Below are 17,095 nucleotides of genomic sequence, written 5' to 3'. Positions count from 1 at the left end.
TGCCTTTGGCTTGCTTGATGGAAGTTATTGGCCAGCTTTGCGCAGGGCCTCTCGGGTCAAGCGCCTGGCCAGCTCTTTTTCGCTGTCACCCAGGTCGGTGAGCATCCTGTCGAAGTGGGCTTCACTGATGGGTTCATCGGCAAAGATTACGGTCTCTGGAGCGGGCAGATCGTTCATGAGTACCTTGAGCTGGTTGCGTAGGTCGGTTTTATGAACGTCCGACGTCGCCTCGAGCCACTGAAGCTGGGTTGTACGCAGTGTCTCCAGTTTCTCGTATTTGCGCTGGTACAGTCGTTTGTTCGCCTCCATTTCAGTCGGCCATGTTTCACGCAAGTAACGCTCCCAGAAATCCTGTTCAAGCATCGTGTTGATCAGGCCGTCGCCTTCACCCAAGGCCAGAGCCGTGTCGTACGCCTGATTGATCATGCTGTCAGTCACGTCGGAAACCGCTCGGTACAACATGCCTTCGGACTGCCATGGCAAATTCAATCGCTGGGCGAGACCGGTCTGGTAGGCCAGATAGACTTCGACTTCGTCCGTGTCACCGCCACGACTGGCGACATCGGCACGGGCAATTTCGTTGACGTGATCCAGCCGTGCGGCACCTTTGGCCAGAGTCACCAGTTTGCGTTGAAGCGCTGCACGGTCGGTGGTGTACGAATAGGCTTCGGAGGCGAGCACGCGAATGCCCATGCTATTGAACAATTGCGCACCGGCATCGGCGCAATCGACAGGGGCGCTGGCCATGGTGTAGAGCTGCTCGCGCAGTTGAGTGTCGATATACACGGCATCGATCATGCGTGCCATGCGCTGTACCAATTGCTGGCGAGCAGAGCCACCCGTAGCAAAGTCCTTGGTGTTTTCCTGTTTGAGCACGGCCTCGATAAACTCATGGGACCGGGGGTCGTCGGACAGTTCCCGGAACGAGGCGATCCGTTCTACCCCGAACCCGGGCACATCGGCCCAATTATTGGCAGCGGCCCCGTAATCCGCCGGGTGAGAAATCACCAGAGGTTCGGGGGGCAATCCCACTGAGCGACGAATTTCCTGGTATTGCAGTTGGTTCATCTCTGACAAATCACCGACATTGAGTCGGGTTCGGGCAATGACCCAAGCTTCTGGCCTGCCGGGCACCACCTGGGGAATAACGCTGAGGGGATTGTCCCGCAGGTCCAGGAGAAACCCCCTTGGTCGGGTTTTGGCCAGGGTGCCATCGGGCCAGGTGGTCAGGCCGGTATTTTTCAAGGCCACCAGTTTGAGCCTGGGCATGCGCCCAATGTCCGGCGCCATCGCCAAGGGGTTGTTGTCGAGCCTGAGTATTTCCAGGAAAGTCAATGGCTTGAGACGCAGCACTGCAGCGGTATCGAGCACAATGGCGTTGTCGCTCAACTGCAGGCGCTCCAGCCGGTGCATGGCTCCGATACTGTCGGGCAACGTCTTGAGCTCGCAGCGTCTGGCGCTGAGTTGGCGCAGATTGGGGAAGTTTTTCAGCAAGCCATCCGGCGTTGCCTTGAAGCGCGTGTTGTCGAGCTTCAGCACCGTCACTTTATCGAGGAAATTTTTCAGCTCCGCTCGCTTCGGCCATGCAGCTTCCAGATCCACGGGCAAAAGCTCCCGCGATAGATCCAGCGCATAGTCATCCGGATTGGCACGGTTGCCGAGGTCACGGTTTTTTCGCTCGACACACTCAAGCAGACGCTCGGCAATGTGCAGGCGCGTGCCGCGTAGCGGCATTGGATTGTCGGCATCCAGCCCGGCGAACTGGTGCTGCCAGAATTCGACAGTCCGGCGTAGTTCGAGGATATCTTTTTCCTGTTCATCGAGAAGTTTCATCGGTTCGCCCTTTTCGATCAGGGCCCGGGCAAAGACGTCCACCTCGTTGTCGCTGAAATGTGGATGCAGGTCGTGAATCCGTTCGTGCAGCGTTGCGCCTGACCTGCTGGTACCGGCACCGCGTACCAACAGCATGGTCTCATGCTCGGCCACGGTACGAATCGGTGGCGTGGCCAGAACTGTCCGGCGCTCGCTCGGCGTCTCGATCTTGGCGATGATCCACTGCTTGAAGAATTCGGTATCGCCCGATCGATATCCCAACGCTCGCCGTCCATCCCTGCCCATGGCCTGGAGCAGCGCTGGAAGCAGATCATCGGCTGCATGGATCTGACGGTTTTCGGCGTCACGCACTTCATATTTTCCGGACTCGTCGCGAACCATGACCTGTACATGTTCTGCATCTTCGGGCCCGGCGCTGCATCGCAGTTCGCCGTCGAGCGCGCCCTGGCGGATTTCGATGCGCAGGTTGCCGAAGACACCGGGTTGCATACGCAGGGTGCCAAGCACCAGGCGTTCGGTATCGCCGCTGACCAACGCGTCGTCGTACAGGCCGTGGGCGGCGCGGACCGCCTGGGTCTCGAACTGAAGTTCCCGGGCCTGGATTTTCAGGCGCAAGGGCAGGCGCTTGTGCCGGGTCATTTGCTGGCGCTCTGACCGGGTGGCACCGGCGAAGATTTTTTCCGCGACGGTTTCAGGCAATTCGGGATAACCGCTGAAAAGTTCGGCCATTTCCGGGGACAACGCAGGAGGCGGATTCACCGGTGCCCCCAGGTGTTGCAAGGTGTCGGTCAGCAAGGGAGGTGGCGGGGCGCTCTCGATGTGCATCCTGCGCAATTCGGTTTCATCGGTGCCGCTGATCTGGCGAATTTCTTCCAGTTGTGCGTCGCTGAAGGCATCGGTCGTATGGCCCAGGCGTCGCATCAGTGTCGTGCCCTCCCACTCGCGCGGGTTTTCCGTTTCGCTGACCCAGGCACCCTGGCCATTGTGACGAAGTGTCGGTGCATAGGCATCGAATCGTTCGGGGTGGCGGATACGCTGTTGCCCGGTGATCGGGTCTTCCAGCACTTCGAAGTGTTGATTGTTCAGGCGCAGAATTTTCCGGCCGTGATACGGGTGAATACCCTGCCCATCAGGACGGGCATCCACTGGCAGAACCACGTCGGCTCGTTGATACGGGCTGAGGTCAGGGTTCCACAGCCGTGTCTCACCATTTGCCAACTGCACCGGTTTCAGGCTTTCGAAAAACGGCGACAGCTTCGTCTGTACGATATTGACCACGGCGCCCCCTGCCGCGAAAACACCCAGCTGAACGATGTTTTCCAGCATGCCGATGACCTGTTCACCGGCCTCCGCCAGATGACCTTCAGCCAGATCGACAATGCCTTCGACCACTGTATCGGTCAGCTGATAACCGGTGTACAGCAGCATCAACTCACCCAAGCCGGGCACCAGCGGTGTCACAACCAGCAGCGCTGCGTTGAGCATGTCCGAAAGTATTTTTTCCAGATTGTCCCACCAGGCCCAACGGGCCATGCGGTCGGCGTATTCGGTGGAAATCGCGATCTCCCGGGCGTCGTTGAGGATCTTGTTCAGTTTCTGCCGATAGAAGTATCTCCACAGATCACCGTTGAACCTGGTTTGGCGATCGTCCTGGATTTTCATCAGGTCGAATTGCAGATTGGGGTTGTCCACGGGCGTTTCACGCCAGCTCGGCAGGTTGGTGCCCGGCGCGGCGGGGTGCCATTTGACGTTGCTCAGACGGTCATTCAGCCCGGAAAAAAAATGCCCGCGTTGCTGCTGATCGACAAACTGGCTGAAGAACTGCTGGTAGCTTTCGGCTGAGGCGCTATCGCGCAATTGCCGTGTCAGTTCCCCCATGAATTCGAGCGACGACGCATATTGTTTGAGCGGGTGCTCCGGGTCATGGGGGATATACGCGATCACCGGGACAGGGGCATTGGCAGTGGATACATCGGGTGTGATCAGGACAACACCGGTGAGGGATGCATCCATCATGCACAGGTTGTAATAGCTCACGGGTTGCCCCTGCCAATGCAGGTTTCTACGGTCATCGAGCATGCCCTGCACGACCTCGTACGCATCCTGGTCGATGTCATGTTTCATCAGCGCCATGCGCGCCGCTGCATTGAGCGTGCTCTTCTGACTGAGGATGACTTTATGGCGCAATACGTTGTTGGCCACGCTGTTGGTGGAAAGCAAATACTCGTTCAAATGCTTTTCGTAGCGGGCGCCGATGTTCAGTTCCCGGCACAGGGATTTGAACTGCTCGATGCTGATTTTGTGCTTGAGGGTTTTTACGTCGAAGTGTCCGGCGGCATTGGGGCGGGTAATGAATTCGGAGTCGGTGCTGAAGGTCTCGCCGCTGGAAAAATTATGCAGCGCCGCATCAAGCAAGGAGAGGGTGCGGCTGCGAGTGCCTGATTCGAAGTCATGCACCCACCACGGTGATTTCACTGGCTCATACAAGCGCAGCCAGGTGTCCTCGACATCGACCTCAACGCTGAAGCGCTTCTTTAATTCCTGTTGCAACAGTGGCTTGGCAAAGGCCTTCACATCCTGCAAACCACGCAACGCCTTATCGACATCGTTTTGCGCGTTCCAGCCGAGCTTGACTGCATTTTTCAAGCGGTGGTGATCGGCTGGCAAAGCGTTTTTGTGCCAGTCAGGAAGGGTGAGCCTGACGTTTTTTAAGGCGCTGACCCGGGCCATGGAGGTGCTGCGCAGCCACGCGGGGATGGCTTTGCTGACCGTTTCGAAGTGAATGCTGGTTTCGGATGAGGTCATTGAAGGCGGGGCAGATCCCTGGACCGCCTGAGGAAGATTGGGCATTGCGTGATCGTCCGTTGATCAATATGGAGCGACCAGAATAGGCAAATGAAATGCCCGAAAAAAGCTCAAAAAATGGTTGGTAACAGTATGGAAGGCGCTATGACGCTCACAAAATCAGGGAGTGAAAAATACATATTTACCGCCACTGCGCCCAAAGCGTCGAACCTCGCTCAACGAACAGCCGTCCTCGTGTTTGGCTCACACATCGTGTGCGTACCCGGTTGCAGATACGGCGTCAGAATCGGCGCCATGCCCTTGAGCACCTGCACCGGCAGCGCCGAGGTGAAGGTGAAGTTTTCCGCCGAGCGTCCCGGTACGAATGCGGTCAGCGTGCCGAAATGGGTATCACCGATGTAGAACACGAACGTGGCCGTGCGGTTGAGGGATTTCGAACTGAGAATTCGCCCGCCCGAGCCGATGGCTTCGATACGGTTGTCGCCGGTCCCGGTCTTGCCGCCCATGGCCAGCGGCATGCCATTGGGCAGTTTGAAACTACCGGACACCCGTTTGGCTGTACCGGCATCCACCACCTGAGACAAGGCTTCGCGCATGGCCGTGGCGACTTCGGACGGCATCACCCGTTTGCCGACATCCGGGTCGCTGGTCAGGCTGGTTTCATACGGCGTATCCGCCGCGAAATGCAGGCTGTCGATACGCAGCGTCGGCATCCGCACGCCATCGTTGAGGATGGTGCCGATCAGCTCGGCCAGCGCCGCAGGGCGGTCGCCGGAACTGCCGATGGCGGTGGCCAGCGATGGCACCAGGTGGTCGAACGGATAGCCGACTTTCTGCCAGCGCGCGTGAATGTCGAGGAACGCCTCGATCTCCAGCATGGTACGGATGCGGCTGTCGCGAGCCCCTTTGTGCCGGCTCTTGAACAGCCAGCTGTAGACTTCCTGGCGTTCAAACTGGCTGGCTTTGACGATGTCCTTGAAGGTGGCGTCCGGGTGATTGAGCAAGTAACCCATCATCCACAGGTCCAGCGGGTGCACTTTGGCGATGAAGCCCTGGTCCGGCAGGTCGTAGGTGCCGGGGCCATAAGCATCGTAGAGCCGCACAAGGCGATCGTCGGTGAGTTTTTCCGTGAGCTTGGTGCCCGTCAGGTGTGAACGCACGAACGTGTTGAAGCTTTCCTGGCTGGCATGCGGCAGCAGGTAACGGTGCACGGCGGCCATGCGGATCGGCGTCGGGCGCATGCTGTCGAGGAACGTTTCGAGCCGTGCCTGAGTGTCCTTGTTGCGGTATTTTTTCCAGAACTTGAGCAGGAACGAAGTGCCCTCGCGGTCGGCGAACGAGGCAAGGTATTCCTGACGCCGAGGGTCACGGTCGTCCAGCAGCAATTCGGCGCTGTTGTTGGGGCCGGAGTAGGTGGTGTAGCGCACCAGGTCACGCATCAGGCGAATGAACGGCAGGTTGATCGACTCGCGCAGGGCGTCACGCAGGGTCGGCATGCGGCCGTTGTCTTCCTTGCGGAAATTATGGAACACATGCAACCCGCCGCCGGTGAAAAACGCCTCGCCGGGGCTGGCGGAGTATTTGCGGTCCAGCGCAGCACCGAGCAGGGGCTGCAGGCTGCGGTCCTTGTTCTGGATCAGGTAATCGACGACCCAGCGACTGAGACGGTCCTGTTCCGGCACCACGACTTTCTTCAGGTCCGGGACGGACATGCCGGCATATTTATCGTGCAGCTCGGCGATGATTTGCAGGTAAGTCGTCATCACCCGCATTTTCGCGGTAGAGCCCAGTTCCAGTTTGCTGCCTTCATTGATGTCGAATGGCTGGTCGGTGCTGTCGGTCTGCACCCGCACTCGGGAACCGTCCGGGGTCAGCTCGAACAAGGTGAAGCTGTAACGCACCTGGGTGGTGCTGGTGGGGGTCAGCAAGCGTTCGCCCATCAGGCCGATTTCTGCGGCATAGGCCGGGTCGGCGAGTTTTTTCAGGTACGCGGTCGCCTCGGTTTGCAGTTCGCCTTGCAGGGTGCTGGTGGCCGAGAGGTCGAGGCGATCGAGGTCGTACAGCGGCCGATTGAGCAAGCCCGCCAAACGACTGCGCGCCACGCTGATGCCCTTGTTGGTTTCGATCGGCTGAATGGTCGGCTGGGTCGCCCAATCGCGGTAGGTGACCTTGCTGGCCAGTGCCGCAGCGGCGAACGGCGCATCGATCACGTTGTTCTGGGCCAGCAAGCGGATATGGCTGTCGGTGAGGTCGGCCAGTTCATCGCGACCCTTGGTCAGGTAATGGGAAGGGCGGCGCTGGGCAATCATCAGCGACAGCATTTCGCGCAGGGCCAGACCTTTGTCGGCCAGGCTTTTTGGATCCGTAGCGTCGCTGGCCAGGCGTTCGTTGGCCTTGTTGAAATCGGCGCCGTACCACACGCGCAGGCCTTCGGCCATGCCGTGCACTTCACCGTGGCCTGGCACGGCCGACAGCGGCACACTGTTGAGGTAATCACGCACGACGTTCTGCCGGGCCTTCAGGGTGTCCGGGCCGTCCTGATAGGCGCGCACGCTGGCAGAAATCATCTGGCGGATTTTCTCGCCGCCCGACGCGGTCAAGCCGTCGGGTGAGTGGCGGTACTTCTCCAGTTGCGTCGCCAGTGTGCTGCCGCCCGCCGATTGACCGGGCAGGTGCAGCATCTTGGCGACCTGGGTATACGCCGCCATGCCGAACCGCGGCCAGTCCACCGCCGGGTTGGCCAAGGGCTGGCGCGGGTCGAGCAGGAAGCGGTTTTCGATAAACAGCAGGCTACTGACCACCACCGGCGGGATCGCGTCGAAGCTGGCATAGAGCTGTTGCGGATAGTTGTATTGATACAGCGGTGCCGCCTTGCAGTCAGTGATCGACAAACCGGCCTGGATTTTCTCCGAATAGGGCACGAAAAGGCCTTTGTCGGTGTAGTTCATCAACGCCGGGGAAAATCGGGTCTGGGCGGTAATCACGTAGTCGCGCTTGAGCAACCGTGGCAGGAACTCGCCCAGCGAGCTGTAGCCCAGGCGCAAATCGAACGGGCCGGCGCCCGGATAGTGAATCGAGTCGCTGGGACCGGGTTTGAGTTCATAGCTGAGGGTCTTGGCGAACTTGCTGGCCTCGCGGGCCTGGAATCTTGAGGTGCGCATTTCCTTGGCAGCCGCGAGCCCTACCACGATGGCAATGATCAGCAGCAACAGCCAAAACGCCTTCCAGCCGTGCTTGGTGCGGCTGCGAGGGGGTTTTTCAGGTAATGGCGCTTCATCCACAGGTTCAGTCGGGACCACGGTTTTACTCGAATCGGTTTGCCATAAAGCGCCCATAGTCGACTGATCCATTCACGCAGATTGATCGGACTTGTCTGAAGCTTAGACGGTGGTTGGCGTTGGTGAAAAAATTGTGAGGATCCAACTATCGGCCAACTGCTGAACCTGTGGCGAGGGAGCTTGCTCCCGCTGGGCCGCGAAGCGGCCCCAAAATCCTGCAATCGGAATGTGCCTGACTAAACCAGCTCTATGGTTTGGGGCTGCTGCGCACCCCAGCGGGAGCAAGCTCCCTCGCCACAGGGGGGGCATGCAAGCTGGAAGTGCTGATTTAGAGGTTTCCAGTGGGTAAATACGGCCCACGTAGGGACATGACGCTGCACCAATACCGTGCAATACTCGCCGCCGCTGCAAATAGCGAAAAATCCTACAAAGCCCAGACAATCCTTCTCCGTAAATCCCGATTCAGTCGCGAGTTACCCCTGATTTTTGTGGTTTATAGAGTAAAAAACGCTTGCGGCCGCTTTTTATACTGCACACCCCGCTGATCTTGCAGGTTTCCATCCTGCGAGACGGTTCTGCCCACGAAGCAGTCCCGGTGACGGCAAGCCATGGCTTATCGGTCAACGCTTCGCCACTCGGTGGTCATATCCAATAACAAGACGAGGTTGTACCCCCATGTCCGTAGGCAATCCTCTGCCCCACGGCGACACCGCTCAGGGCGGTCCGCTCAAACGCGAACTCGGCGAACGGCATATCCGCCTGATGGCGCTCGGTGCCTGTATCGGCGTCGGTCTGTTTCTCGGTTCGGCCAAGGCCATCGAAATGGCCGGCCCGGCGATCATGCTGTCTTACATCATCGGTGGCCTGGCGATCCTGGTGATCATGCGCGCGCTCGGTGAGATGGCCGTGCACAACCCGGTTGCGGGTTCGTTCAGCCGTTACGCCCAAGACTATCTCGGCCCGCTCGCAGGTTTTCTCACGGGTTGGAACTACTGGTTCCTGTGGCTGGTGACGTGTGTCGCGGAGATCACCGCCGTGGCGGTGTACATGGGCGTCTGGTTCCCCGAGGTACCGCGCTGGATCTGGGCGCTGGCGGCGTTGGTCAGCATGGGCTCGATCAACCTGATCGCGGTCAAGGCCTTCGGTGAATTCGAGTTCTGGTTCGCCCTGATCAAGATCGTCACCATCATTGCGATGGTGTTCGGCGGCATCGGCATCATTGCTTTCGGCTTCGGCAATGACGGCGTGGCGCTGGGGATTTCCAACCTGTGGGCGCACGGCGGCTTCATGCCTAACGGCGTGCAAGGCGTGTTGATATCGCTGCAAATGGTCATGTTCGCCTATCTGGGCGTCGAGATGATCGGCCTGACGGCCGGTGAAGCGAAGAACCCGCAGAAGACCATTCCCGACGCGATCGGCTCGGTGTTCTGGCGGATTTTGCTGTTCTATGTGGGCGCGCTGTTCGTCATCCTGTCGATCTACCCGTGGAACGAAATCGGCACTCAGGGCAGTCCGTTCGTGATGACGTTCGAGCGTCTGGGCATCAAGACGGCTGCCGGCATCATCAACTTCGTGGTGATCACCGCGGCATTGTCGTCGTGCAACGGCGGCATCTTCAGCACCGGACGGATGCTCTACAGCCTGGCGCAGAATGGTCAGGCCCCGGCCGGTTTCGCCAAGACGTCGAACAACGGCGTGCCGCGTCGCGCGTTGCTGCTATCGATCGGTGCGTTGCTGGTGGGCGTGTTGCTCAACTACCTGGTGCCGGAGAAAGTCTTCGTCTGGGTGACGGCGATTGCCACCTTCGGCGCGATCTGGACCTGGGTGATGATCCTGCTGGCCCAGCTGAAATTCCGCCAAGGCTTGAGTGCCAGCGAACGAGCGGGCCTGAAATACCGCATGTGGCTGTACCCGGTCAGCTCGTATCTGGCGTTGGCGTTCCTGGTGCTGGTGGTCGGCTTGATGGCGTACTTCCCAGACACCCGCGTGGCGCTGTATGTGGGACCTGCGTTCCTGGTGCTGCTGACGGTGTTGTTCTACGTGTTCAAGCTGCAGCCGACGAATGTTTCGCAGGGTGCGGTGCGTTCGGCTCAATAAGCCGTAACGCCAGACATGAAAAAGCCCCGGTCGATTGGCCGTAATGCTGTTCACTCAAGGACGAACACTGAATCTGTGGCGAGGGAGCTTGCTCCCGTTGGGGCGCGAAGCGGCCCTGAAAAATGGGACTGCTGCGCAGTCCAGCGGGAGCAAGCTCCCTCGCCACAGGTTTTCGGTTGTTTGCTCCATCGGTTAAGTGAACAGCATTACGGTCGATTGGCCGGGGCTTTTGCTTTGACGATCAATAGATCGCAGCCAGCGGCCGTTCCTACAAGGGAATGCGGTTTGATTCTGTAGGCGCTGTCGAAGGCTGCGATCGTTTACTGGTCTGGTTCAAGCGCTTGTTGAACTCAAGCCACGCTCCCAACAAGGCCATCAACCCAGCGCCCACCAGCGCCGTGAAGATTTGCATGGCGAAAGCGTCGTCGGTCAGGGCGTTGAGCATGTCCGCCAAAGGTGCGAGCAACACCCCCAGGCAGAAAATCTCCAATGAGAAACGCCCCATGCGACAGCTTTGCTGCGCCAGCCAGTTCTGTGTCCAACCGGTGTCGGGAAGCAGTTTCGCGGTGACGTAAGCCAGTGCCAGAAAGTGCAACAGGCGCACGGGCGAAAGGTCGGTCTTGCTGATCGGGTACAGCAGGTTGCTCAGGCCGGACGGCACCAGCGCGTCGTGAATCTGCGGCCAGCGCCACAACACGGTCAACACGCCGGCGACCACAACGTATACCGCCGCCGTCATGAACAACGGCTGATGGATCAACGGTCGGGTCTCGGGCAGGCGTGGGCGTTGTGAGTGAATCGCAGCGGCGCCGCCGAGGACAAACAGCAATTGCCAGGCAACGGGGTTGAAGTACCACACGCCGTCCTTGATCGCGGCCAGGTTCCAGCCAGCCAACGGCACCATCAGGTACAACGCCACGGACATCGCTACCACCACCCAGGTCTTGCGCACCAATATCGGCAGCGCCAGCGGCAACCCTGCCAACAGCACGATGTACAGCGGCAACGGGTCCATCAGGTTGGGTTTGAAGCGCAGCAGCAGTTCATCGATCAAGGCCTGTTGCGGGTCGCTGATAAAGTGGTGCATGCCCATTTCTTCGACCAGGTCGCGGGTTTCCACATGGCTGTTGGCGAAGAACACGATGCCCATCAGCATCGCCAGCAGGAAAATATGCACCACGTAGAGCACCCAGGCGCGACGCAGGATTTTCACGCAGGCAATCAGGAAACCTTCCCGCGCCAGGACTTTGCCGTAGGCCAGTACCGCCGCATAACCGGCGAGGAACACGAAGACTTCCGCCGCATCGCTGAAGCCGAAGTTACGCAGGGTGATTTGACCCAGAGGATTGTGGGGCACGTGATCCCAGAAAATGAAGATCAGTGCCAGACCGCGAAAAAAGTCGATTCGGTGATCGCGCGCTAACGTCATGACGGCAGGCTCGTAAACGGGGTGTTGAACAAAGGAGTAGTCGAAGACGACAAAAATTACATGCCGCTCATCGGCGGCGCGCAGGGTGGACTGAATCGCTCGCAATTGCAAAGTCGGGATATTTCGGAATGTCTCCTGACTGTGCCTCAGGCCCTTACCGCTGGTCTGAAAGGCACACGAACCTGCGATTTCTGACAGTAGACAAGCTCAAATACTTATGGACGTGCAACGTTCTAATCAAGGACCGTCAGCATGAGACGTTTGTGGCGAGGGCTGTCCAGCTACGCAGTGATCGGGGTCGCCAACACCCTCATTCACTGGCAGATTTTTTTCCTGCTCAGCGTGGCAGCGGGGTTGCGTCAGGCTGTGAGCAATCTGGCGGCGTTTTGCGTAGCGGCCTCGTTTTCCTTCTACATGAATGCGCTCTACACCTTTGACAGCCGGATGTCGGTCGGTGGCTATCTGCTGTTCATGGCGGCGATGGGGGCGTTGAGTTATGGCGTCGGCTATGCCGGTGACCTGTGGCGGTTACATGGTTTGCTCACCGTCGCGATGTTTTCTGTGATGAGCCTGGTGTTCGGTTTTCTTTTTTCCAGGTACGTGGTGTTTCGCGAGCGTGACGCATGAAAATCTCGCTCATTGTTCCGGTGTTCAATGAAGAACAGGCGATCGACATTTTCTACCAGGCTGTGCGGCGTGAGTTGAAGCTCGACGCCGAGGTGGAGATTGTGTTCGTCAACGACGGCAGTTTCGACCGCACGGCCGAACAGGCCACCACCCTGGCGCAAGCGGACGATCAGGTCATGCTGATCAACTTTTCCCGCAACTTCGGCAAGGAGCCCGCGCTGTTCGCCGGCCTGGAACATGCCACCGGCGATGCGGTCATCCCGATGGACGTCGACCTGCAGGACCCGATCAGCGTCATCCCGCTGTTGGTCGAGCAATGGCAGAAAGGCGCAGATGTCGTGTTGGCCAAACGTCGGGACCGTGGGGCCGATGGTTATTTCAAGCGCCACAGTGCGTCGCTGTTCTACCACCTGTTGAATCGGATTGCCTACACCCGGATCGAGGAAAACGTCGGAGATTTCCGGCTCATGGATCGCAAAGTGGTCGATGTGATCCGCACTTTGCCCGAGCATCAGCTGTTCATGAAAGGCGTGCTGTCCTGGGCCGGGTTCAACACCGTGGTGGTGGAATACGAACGGGCCCGGCGCGTGGCAGGGAGCAGCAAGTTCAATGGCTGGAAACTGTGGAACCTGGCGCTGGAAGGCGTGACGTCGTTCAGCACCGTGCCGTTGCGCTTGTGGACGTATGTCGGCGGCGCGGTTTCAATTTTTGCCGTGCTGTATGCGTTGTACATGGTGATGGACAAGATTTTCTTCGGCAACAGCGTGCCAGGTTATCCGTCGCTGATGACGGCGATTCTGTTTCTCGGCGGCGTGCAATTGATCGGCATCGGCATTCTCGGCGAGTACATTGGCCGGATCTACATCGAGGCCAAGCACCGGCCGCGCTATGTGGTCAAAGACATCATTGGCGGCAAAGACCGGCGCGAGCGCTGACATGGGGCGATTCAGCGATTTTTTCATCAAGGAGCTCGGGCGCCGTCAGGTCTGGCGGTTTTTTCTGTTGGCGACGCTGGTGTATGTGCTGCCGCTGATCCTCGCGGACTATCCCTACATCGATGACAACTGGCGCTCGCTCTCCGCCGGCATGGCGTGGGCGGAGCAGGGGCGATTGTTTACCGAACTGTTCTACAACGCGCTGACCTTCAACAATGCAGCGCCGAACATCTTTCCCTTGCCGTTATTGATCGCCTCGCTGGCGATGGCATCGGCGCTGACCAGCCTGACCTTTCACTATTTTCGACAACCGACGATCACCGGCTGCCTGGTGCTGTTGCCGCTCTGGTACAACCCGTTTTTCCTGCAGAACCTGTCCTATCAATATGACGGCGCGGCAATGGCGTTGAGCGTGGTCGCGGTGATTTATGCGATCACTTTCCGTCACCACAGGCGCAGCGTGCAATGGCTGGTTCCTGCGTTTCTGATTGCTTTGGCACTGGGTCTTTACCAGATCAGCCTGAACGTGTTTCTGGGGTTGTGTTGCCTGGAGTTGCTCAGGGTTGCCAACGACAGAATGCCTTGGCCGCAGTGGCCTGCCTTGATTGGCTGGAAGCTGGCTCAAGTGGTGTTGGGCTGGTTGATTTACAGCGTTACCGCCTATCCATTCTTGGGGCAGAACCGCGCCTTGTTGCTGAATTGGTCGGCGCAGCCCCTGCTGCAATTGGACGTCAACATCCTCCGGGTACTGGAAAAAGTCGTGCTGCTGTTCCATGGCGGATTTGCCTGGGTGTTCGCCGGTTTGTTGCTGTGCGCCATCGCCGGTGCGGTCGGGCTGGGGATGAACATCGTTCAGCGCAAGGAGAGCGCGGCGAAGCGGCTGTTGATCGGCCTGCTGTGCGTTCTGAGCGTACCGGCGCTGCTGTTGTTGGTGTCGGGGGTGGCGCTGCTCTTTCGCGACTTCAATGAAGGCGCCAGAACGCTGATGGGGTTTGCGGTGTTGCTGGTGCTGCTGTTCTATCTGAGCCATCTGGCGCTGGCGTCTGTGCATGAGCGATTGCCGCTGCTGTTGCTGGTGCCGCTGCTGGCGATGCTGTCGTTGTCGTTCGCCTATGGCCGTGTGCTGACGGTGCAGAAAACCTTCGCCACCAGTGCGCTCAATAGCCTTGATCGTGATATCAGTAGCCATCAAGGCTTGCGCGAAGCCAAGCGCATTTACATGTCGGTCACCTATTCCGATCACTGGTTGCGAGGCGCCGCAGGCTCGTTCAAGCAGATGCCGGTGTTGCACTATCTGCTGAACATCGACTTTTACATGCTGGCCGAAAACCTGCCCAAGGTGGGGATTACCAACGTGGTCTCGGAGAAAGAGCGGCGTAATGCAACGCGGGTGGGGTATCAGCATTTCCTGCCGCTGCTCGAGACCCGGTACTACCGGATTTACCTGATCGGTGATTACGGTTTCATCGTCTTCAAAGAGCCGGCCCCGATCAAATCGCTTCGTTGGTGAAGCGCATTGCCGGGGCCGTCCGGTTCAGGCAGCGACCACTTCGTTGGGTTCGAAGCTGTCCGCCCGCGCCATCTGCCACATCCGCGAATAAAACTCGCCATTCACTTCACCGGTCAGCAATTCCCCCGGTTTGAGGAACACGTGCAACTGCGAGAACAGCTTGATCTCGGTCGCCGACATGCGTCGCACCAGGTGCTTGGCCGACAACTGCGACGGGTGTTCGAGGCCGGCGGCGGCGAGCATTTCGGCCAGGCCCTTGAGGGTGTTGCGGTGGAAGTTGTAGACGCGCTGGGCCTTGTCCGGCACCACCAGCGCGCGTTGGCGCAGGGTGTCCTGAGTGGCGACGCCGGTCGGGCATTTGTTGGTGTGGCAGCTTTGCGACTGGATGCAGCCGATGGCGAACATGAAGCCGCGTGCCGAGTTGGCCCAGTCAGCGCCAATGGCCAGCACGCTGGCGATGTCGAAGGCGCTGACGATCTTGCCGCTGGCGCCGAGTTTGATCTTGTCTCGCAAGTTCAGGCCGACCAGGGTGTTGTGCACGAACAACAGGCCTTCGCGCATCGGTACGCCGATGTGGTCGGTGAATTCCACGGGCGCCGCGCCGGTGCCGCCTTCCTTGCCGTCGACGACGATGAAGTCCGGGAGGATGCCGGTTTCCAGCATGGCCTTGGCGATGCCCATGAACTCCCACGGATGCCCCAGGCAGAACTTGAAGCCCACCGGTTTGCCACCGGACAGTTCACGTAATTGCTGGATGAAATGCATCATCTCGATCGGCGTGGAAAACGCACTGTGGCGTGACGGCGAGACGCAGTCTTCGCCCATCAGGATGCCGCGGGTTTCGGCGATCTCTTTGGTGACTTTGTGTTTGGGCAGGATACCGCCGTGACCGGGTTTGGCGCCTTGGCTCATCTTGATTTCGATCATCCGCACTTGCGGCGTTTGCGCCTGCGCGGCGAAGCGTTCCGGGTCGAAACGGCCGTCGCTGGTGCGGCAACCGAAGTAGCCGCTGCCGAGTTCCCAGGTCAGGTCGCCGCCGTGTTCGCGGTGATAGGGGCTGATGCTGCCTTCACCGGTGTCGTGGGCGAAGTTGCCAAGCTTGGCGCCCTGGTTCAACGCGCGAATGGCATTGGCGCTGAGTGAGCCGAAGCTCATGGCCGAGATATTGAACACCGACGCCGAATACGGCTGGGTGCACTGCGGGCCGCCGACGGTGACGCGGAAACCGCTCGGGTCGCTCAACGGCGCCGGGCGCATGGAGTGGCCGATGAATTCGAAGCCCGACTGGTACACATCAATCAGGGTGCCGAACGGTTTGTCGGCGCTTTCATTCTTGGCCCGGGAATAGACCAGCGAACGCTGAGCCCGGGAAAAGGGCAGGGCGTCGCTGTCGGATTCGAGCAGGTACTGGCGGATTTCCGGGCGAATGCCTTCGACCAGATAGCGAATGTTGCCGAGGATCGGATAGTTGCGGCGCACTGCGTGAGGGCTTTGCAGTAAATCGAACAGGCCGATCAGGCTGAGCACGCTGGTGACAGCGGTGATTGGCCAGAGCCAGTCATGTTCGAGGAAAGGCAGGCTGGCGAGGGTGAAGATCACACAGGCGGCAAAGAAGGCGTAGCGGCTCAGGAGTGACAGGCTCATACGGTTTCCTTGGGTTCGGACTCATGCAGGAGCGAGCTTGCTCGCGATGGTCGTCAACGATAACGCATGCAGTCTGAATGACTGCGTTGCCTTGGCGATTTTCGCGAGCAAGCTCACTCCTACAGTTTTTATTCAGGCATTTTGTGCCTGGAGAAAAATCGAAAACAGCTCGGACTGGGATTTGATGCCCAGCTTGCTGTACATGTGTTTCTTATGGACTTTCACGGTTTCGATGGAGATTTCCAGTTTGCGGGCGATTTCCTTGCTCGAGCAGCCGCTGAGCATCAAACGCCCGACATCCAGCTCCCGGGCGGTCAACTGTGCGCCTTTGAGTTGCTGCACTGAAGCTTCCAGTTGCACCCGCCAGTCGCCTTGTACCGGCGCCGAGGTGAGCGCCACCACTTCGTTGATCTCATAGGGTAGACGCTGGCGCAACAATCCGAGCACCCACGGCTGAATCAACGACAGCAAGGCTATTTGCTGCGCGCTGAACCGCTGCTTGCTGCCCAGTGACAGGCACAACGTGCGGTCGCCTTCGAGCTGGCAATTAAACTGTATTTCGTCGGCCACGACATTCACACGAAAGTATCGTTGATAGTACTCGGTGAGTTCGAAATGCTCCGGGGCCACTTCCGACAGGCGATACAAACCGGTGCGCGACTGTTCGCGGCAGGCGATGTAGAACGGATCGAGCAGGTACAGGCCGCGCAGGTAATCCTGGAACAACGGGTCGGGGCCGCCGTCTTCACCGGGGCATTCGGCGAACACTTGCGGGTGTTGGTCGGCGCTGAACAGCAGCGCCACCCAGCTGTCGCAGGGCACGTACTGGTCCAGCAAACGCACCAGTTGCGTCCAGAAATTGGGCTTGTCCAGGGCGTCGATCAATTGCCCCACCGAACGGTGCCAGGCGATGTCGTCCAATGAGAGTGTCATGCAT

At 59.1% G+C, this 17,095-nt stretch carries 9 protein-coding genes; 4 read left to right on the top strand and 5 right to left on the bottom strand.

Annotated features, from left to right (window positions below; genetic code table 11):
• Positions 1-24: 24 nt before the first annotated feature.
• Both ACNYC6_RS08055 and ACNYC6_RS08050 read right to left on the bottom strand, forming a co-directional pair.
• A complete protein-coding gene (locus tag ACNYC6_RS08055) occupies positions 25-4,683 on the bottom strand; it encodes a dermonecrotic toxin domain-containing protein (protein ID WP_419711844.1) in 4,659 nt (1,552 codons plus the stop codon).
• Between the two features lie 170 nt (positions 4,684-4,853).
• Positions 4,854-7,973: a transglycosylase domain-containing protein gene (locus ACNYC6_RS08050; RefSeq protein ID WP_419711843.1), complete on the bottom strand. Its 3,120-nt coding sequence runs from the start codon at positions 7,971-7,973 to the stop codon at positions 4,854-4,856.
• 618 nt (positions 7,974-8,591) lie between these two features.
• On the opposite strand from ACNYC6_RS08050, the gene ACNYC6_RS08045 reads away from it, so the two are divergent.
• Positions 8,592-10,013 (top strand): amino acid permease, encoded by a 1,422-nt coding sequence (locus tag ACNYC6_RS08045; protein ID WP_419711842.1) that lies wholly within the window; start codon positions 8,592-8,594, stop codon positions 10,011-10,013.
• A 268-nt stretch (positions 10,014-10,281) separates the two neighbouring features.
• Here ACNYC6_RS08045 and ACNYC6_RS08040 read toward each other — a convergent pair whose 3' ends face one another.
• On the bottom strand, positions 10,282-11,442 hold the full coding sequence (locus ACNYC6_RS08040; RefSeq protein ID WP_419711841.1) for an OpgC family protein: 1,161 nt from the start codon (positions 11,440-11,442) through the stop codon (positions 10,282-10,284).
• Between the two features lie 252 nt (positions 11,443-11,694).
• Here ACNYC6_RS08040 and ACNYC6_RS08035 point away from each other — a divergent pair, with 252 nt between their 5' ends.
• Genes ACNYC6_RS08035 through ACNYC6_RS08025 form a run of 3 tightly spaced genes read left to right on the top strand, consistent with a single transcriptional unit; the run spans position 11,695 to position 14,514 of the window.
• Positions 11,695-12,069, top strand: coding sequence for a GtrA family protein (locus tag ACNYC6_RS08035; protein ID WP_419711840.1), 375 nt, complete (start codon positions 11,695-11,697; stop codon positions 12,067-12,069).
• The gene (locus ACNYC6_RS08030) at positions 12,066-13,004 is read left to right on the top strand and encodes a glycosyltransferase family 2 protein (protein ID WP_419711839.1); all 939 of its coding nucleotides are present in this window, start codon (positions 12,066-12,068) and stop codon (positions 13,002-13,004) included. The genes ACNYC6_RS08035 and ACNYC6_RS08030 overlap by 4 nt, the downstream gene beginning before the upstream one ends.
• A gap of 1 nt (position 13,005) precedes the next feature.
• Positions 13,006-14,514 (top strand): glucosyltransferase domain-containing protein, encoded by a 1,509-nt coding sequence (locus ACNYC6_RS08025; protein WP_419711838.1) that lies wholly within the window; start codon positions 13,006-13,008, stop codon positions 14,512-14,514.
• Positions 14,515-14,538: 24 nt separating this feature from the next.
• Here ACNYC6_RS08025 and ACNYC6_RS08020 read toward each other — a convergent pair whose 3' ends face one another.
• Positions 14,539-16,158 carry an FMN-binding glutamate synthase family protein gene (locus ACNYC6_RS08020; protein ID WP_419711837.1) on the bottom strand — a complete coding sequence of 540 codons (1,620 nt, stop codon included), beginning with the start codon at positions 16,156-16,158 and terminating at the stop codon, positions 14,539-14,541.
• A gap of 132 nt (positions 16,159-16,290) precedes the next feature.
• Positions 16,291-17,091, bottom strand: a complete 801-nt coding sequence (locus ACNYC6_RS08015) for a response regulator transcription factor (protein WP_419711836.1) — start codon at positions 17,089-17,091, stop codon at positions 16,291-16,293.
• Positions 17,092-17,095: the final 4 nt, after the last annotated feature.

The sequence above is a fragment of the Pseudomonas sp. NFX224 genome, from assembly GCF_048565165.1.
GTDB lineage: Bacteria > Pseudomonadota > Gammaproteobacteria > Pseudomonadales > Pseudomonadaceae > Aquipseudomonas.
The sequence above is the reverse complement of the archived record's forward strand: the minus strand, read 5'-3'. Positions and strand labels throughout refer to the sequence as shown.

Excerpts from the sequence above, each read along its gene's own strand:
- ACNYC6_RS08055 (WP_419711844.1), bottom strand. The coding sequence starts at position 4,683 with ATGCCCAATCTTCCTCAGGCGGTCCAGGGATCTGCCCCGCCTTCAATG.
- ACNYC6_RS08050 (WP_419711843.1), bottom strand. The coding sequence starts at position 7,973 with ATGGGCGCTTTATGGCAAACCGATTCGAGTAAAACCGTGGTCCCGACT.
- ACNYC6_RS08045 (WP_419711842.1), top strand. The coding sequence starts at position 8,592 with ATGTCCGTAGGCAATCCTCTGCCCCACGGCGACACCGCTCAGGGCGGT.
- ACNYC6_RS08040 (WP_419711841.1), bottom strand. The coding sequence starts at position 11,442 with ATGACGTTAGCGCGCGATCACCGAATCGACTTTTTTCGCGGTCTGGCA.
- ACNYC6_RS08035 (WP_419711840.1), top strand. The coding sequence starts at position 11,695 with ATGAGACGTTTGTGGCGAGGGCTGTCCAGCTACGCAGTGATCGGGGTC.
- ACNYC6_RS08030 (WP_419711839.1), top strand. The coding sequence starts at position 12,066 with ATGAAAATCTCGCTCATTGTTCCGGTGTTCAATGAAGAACAGGCGATC.
- ACNYC6_RS08025 (WP_419711838.1), top strand. The coding sequence starts at position 13,006 with ATGGGGCGATTCAGCGATTTTTTCATCAAGGAGCTCGGGCGCCGTCAG.
- ACNYC6_RS08020 (WP_419711837.1), bottom strand. The coding sequence starts at position 16,158 with ATGAGCCTGTCACTCCTGAGCCGCTACGCCTTCTTTGCCGCCTGTGTG.
- ACNYC6_RS08015 (WP_419711836.1), bottom strand. The coding sequence starts at position 17,091 with ATGACACTCTCATTGGACGACATCGCCTGGCACCGTTCGGTGGGGCAA.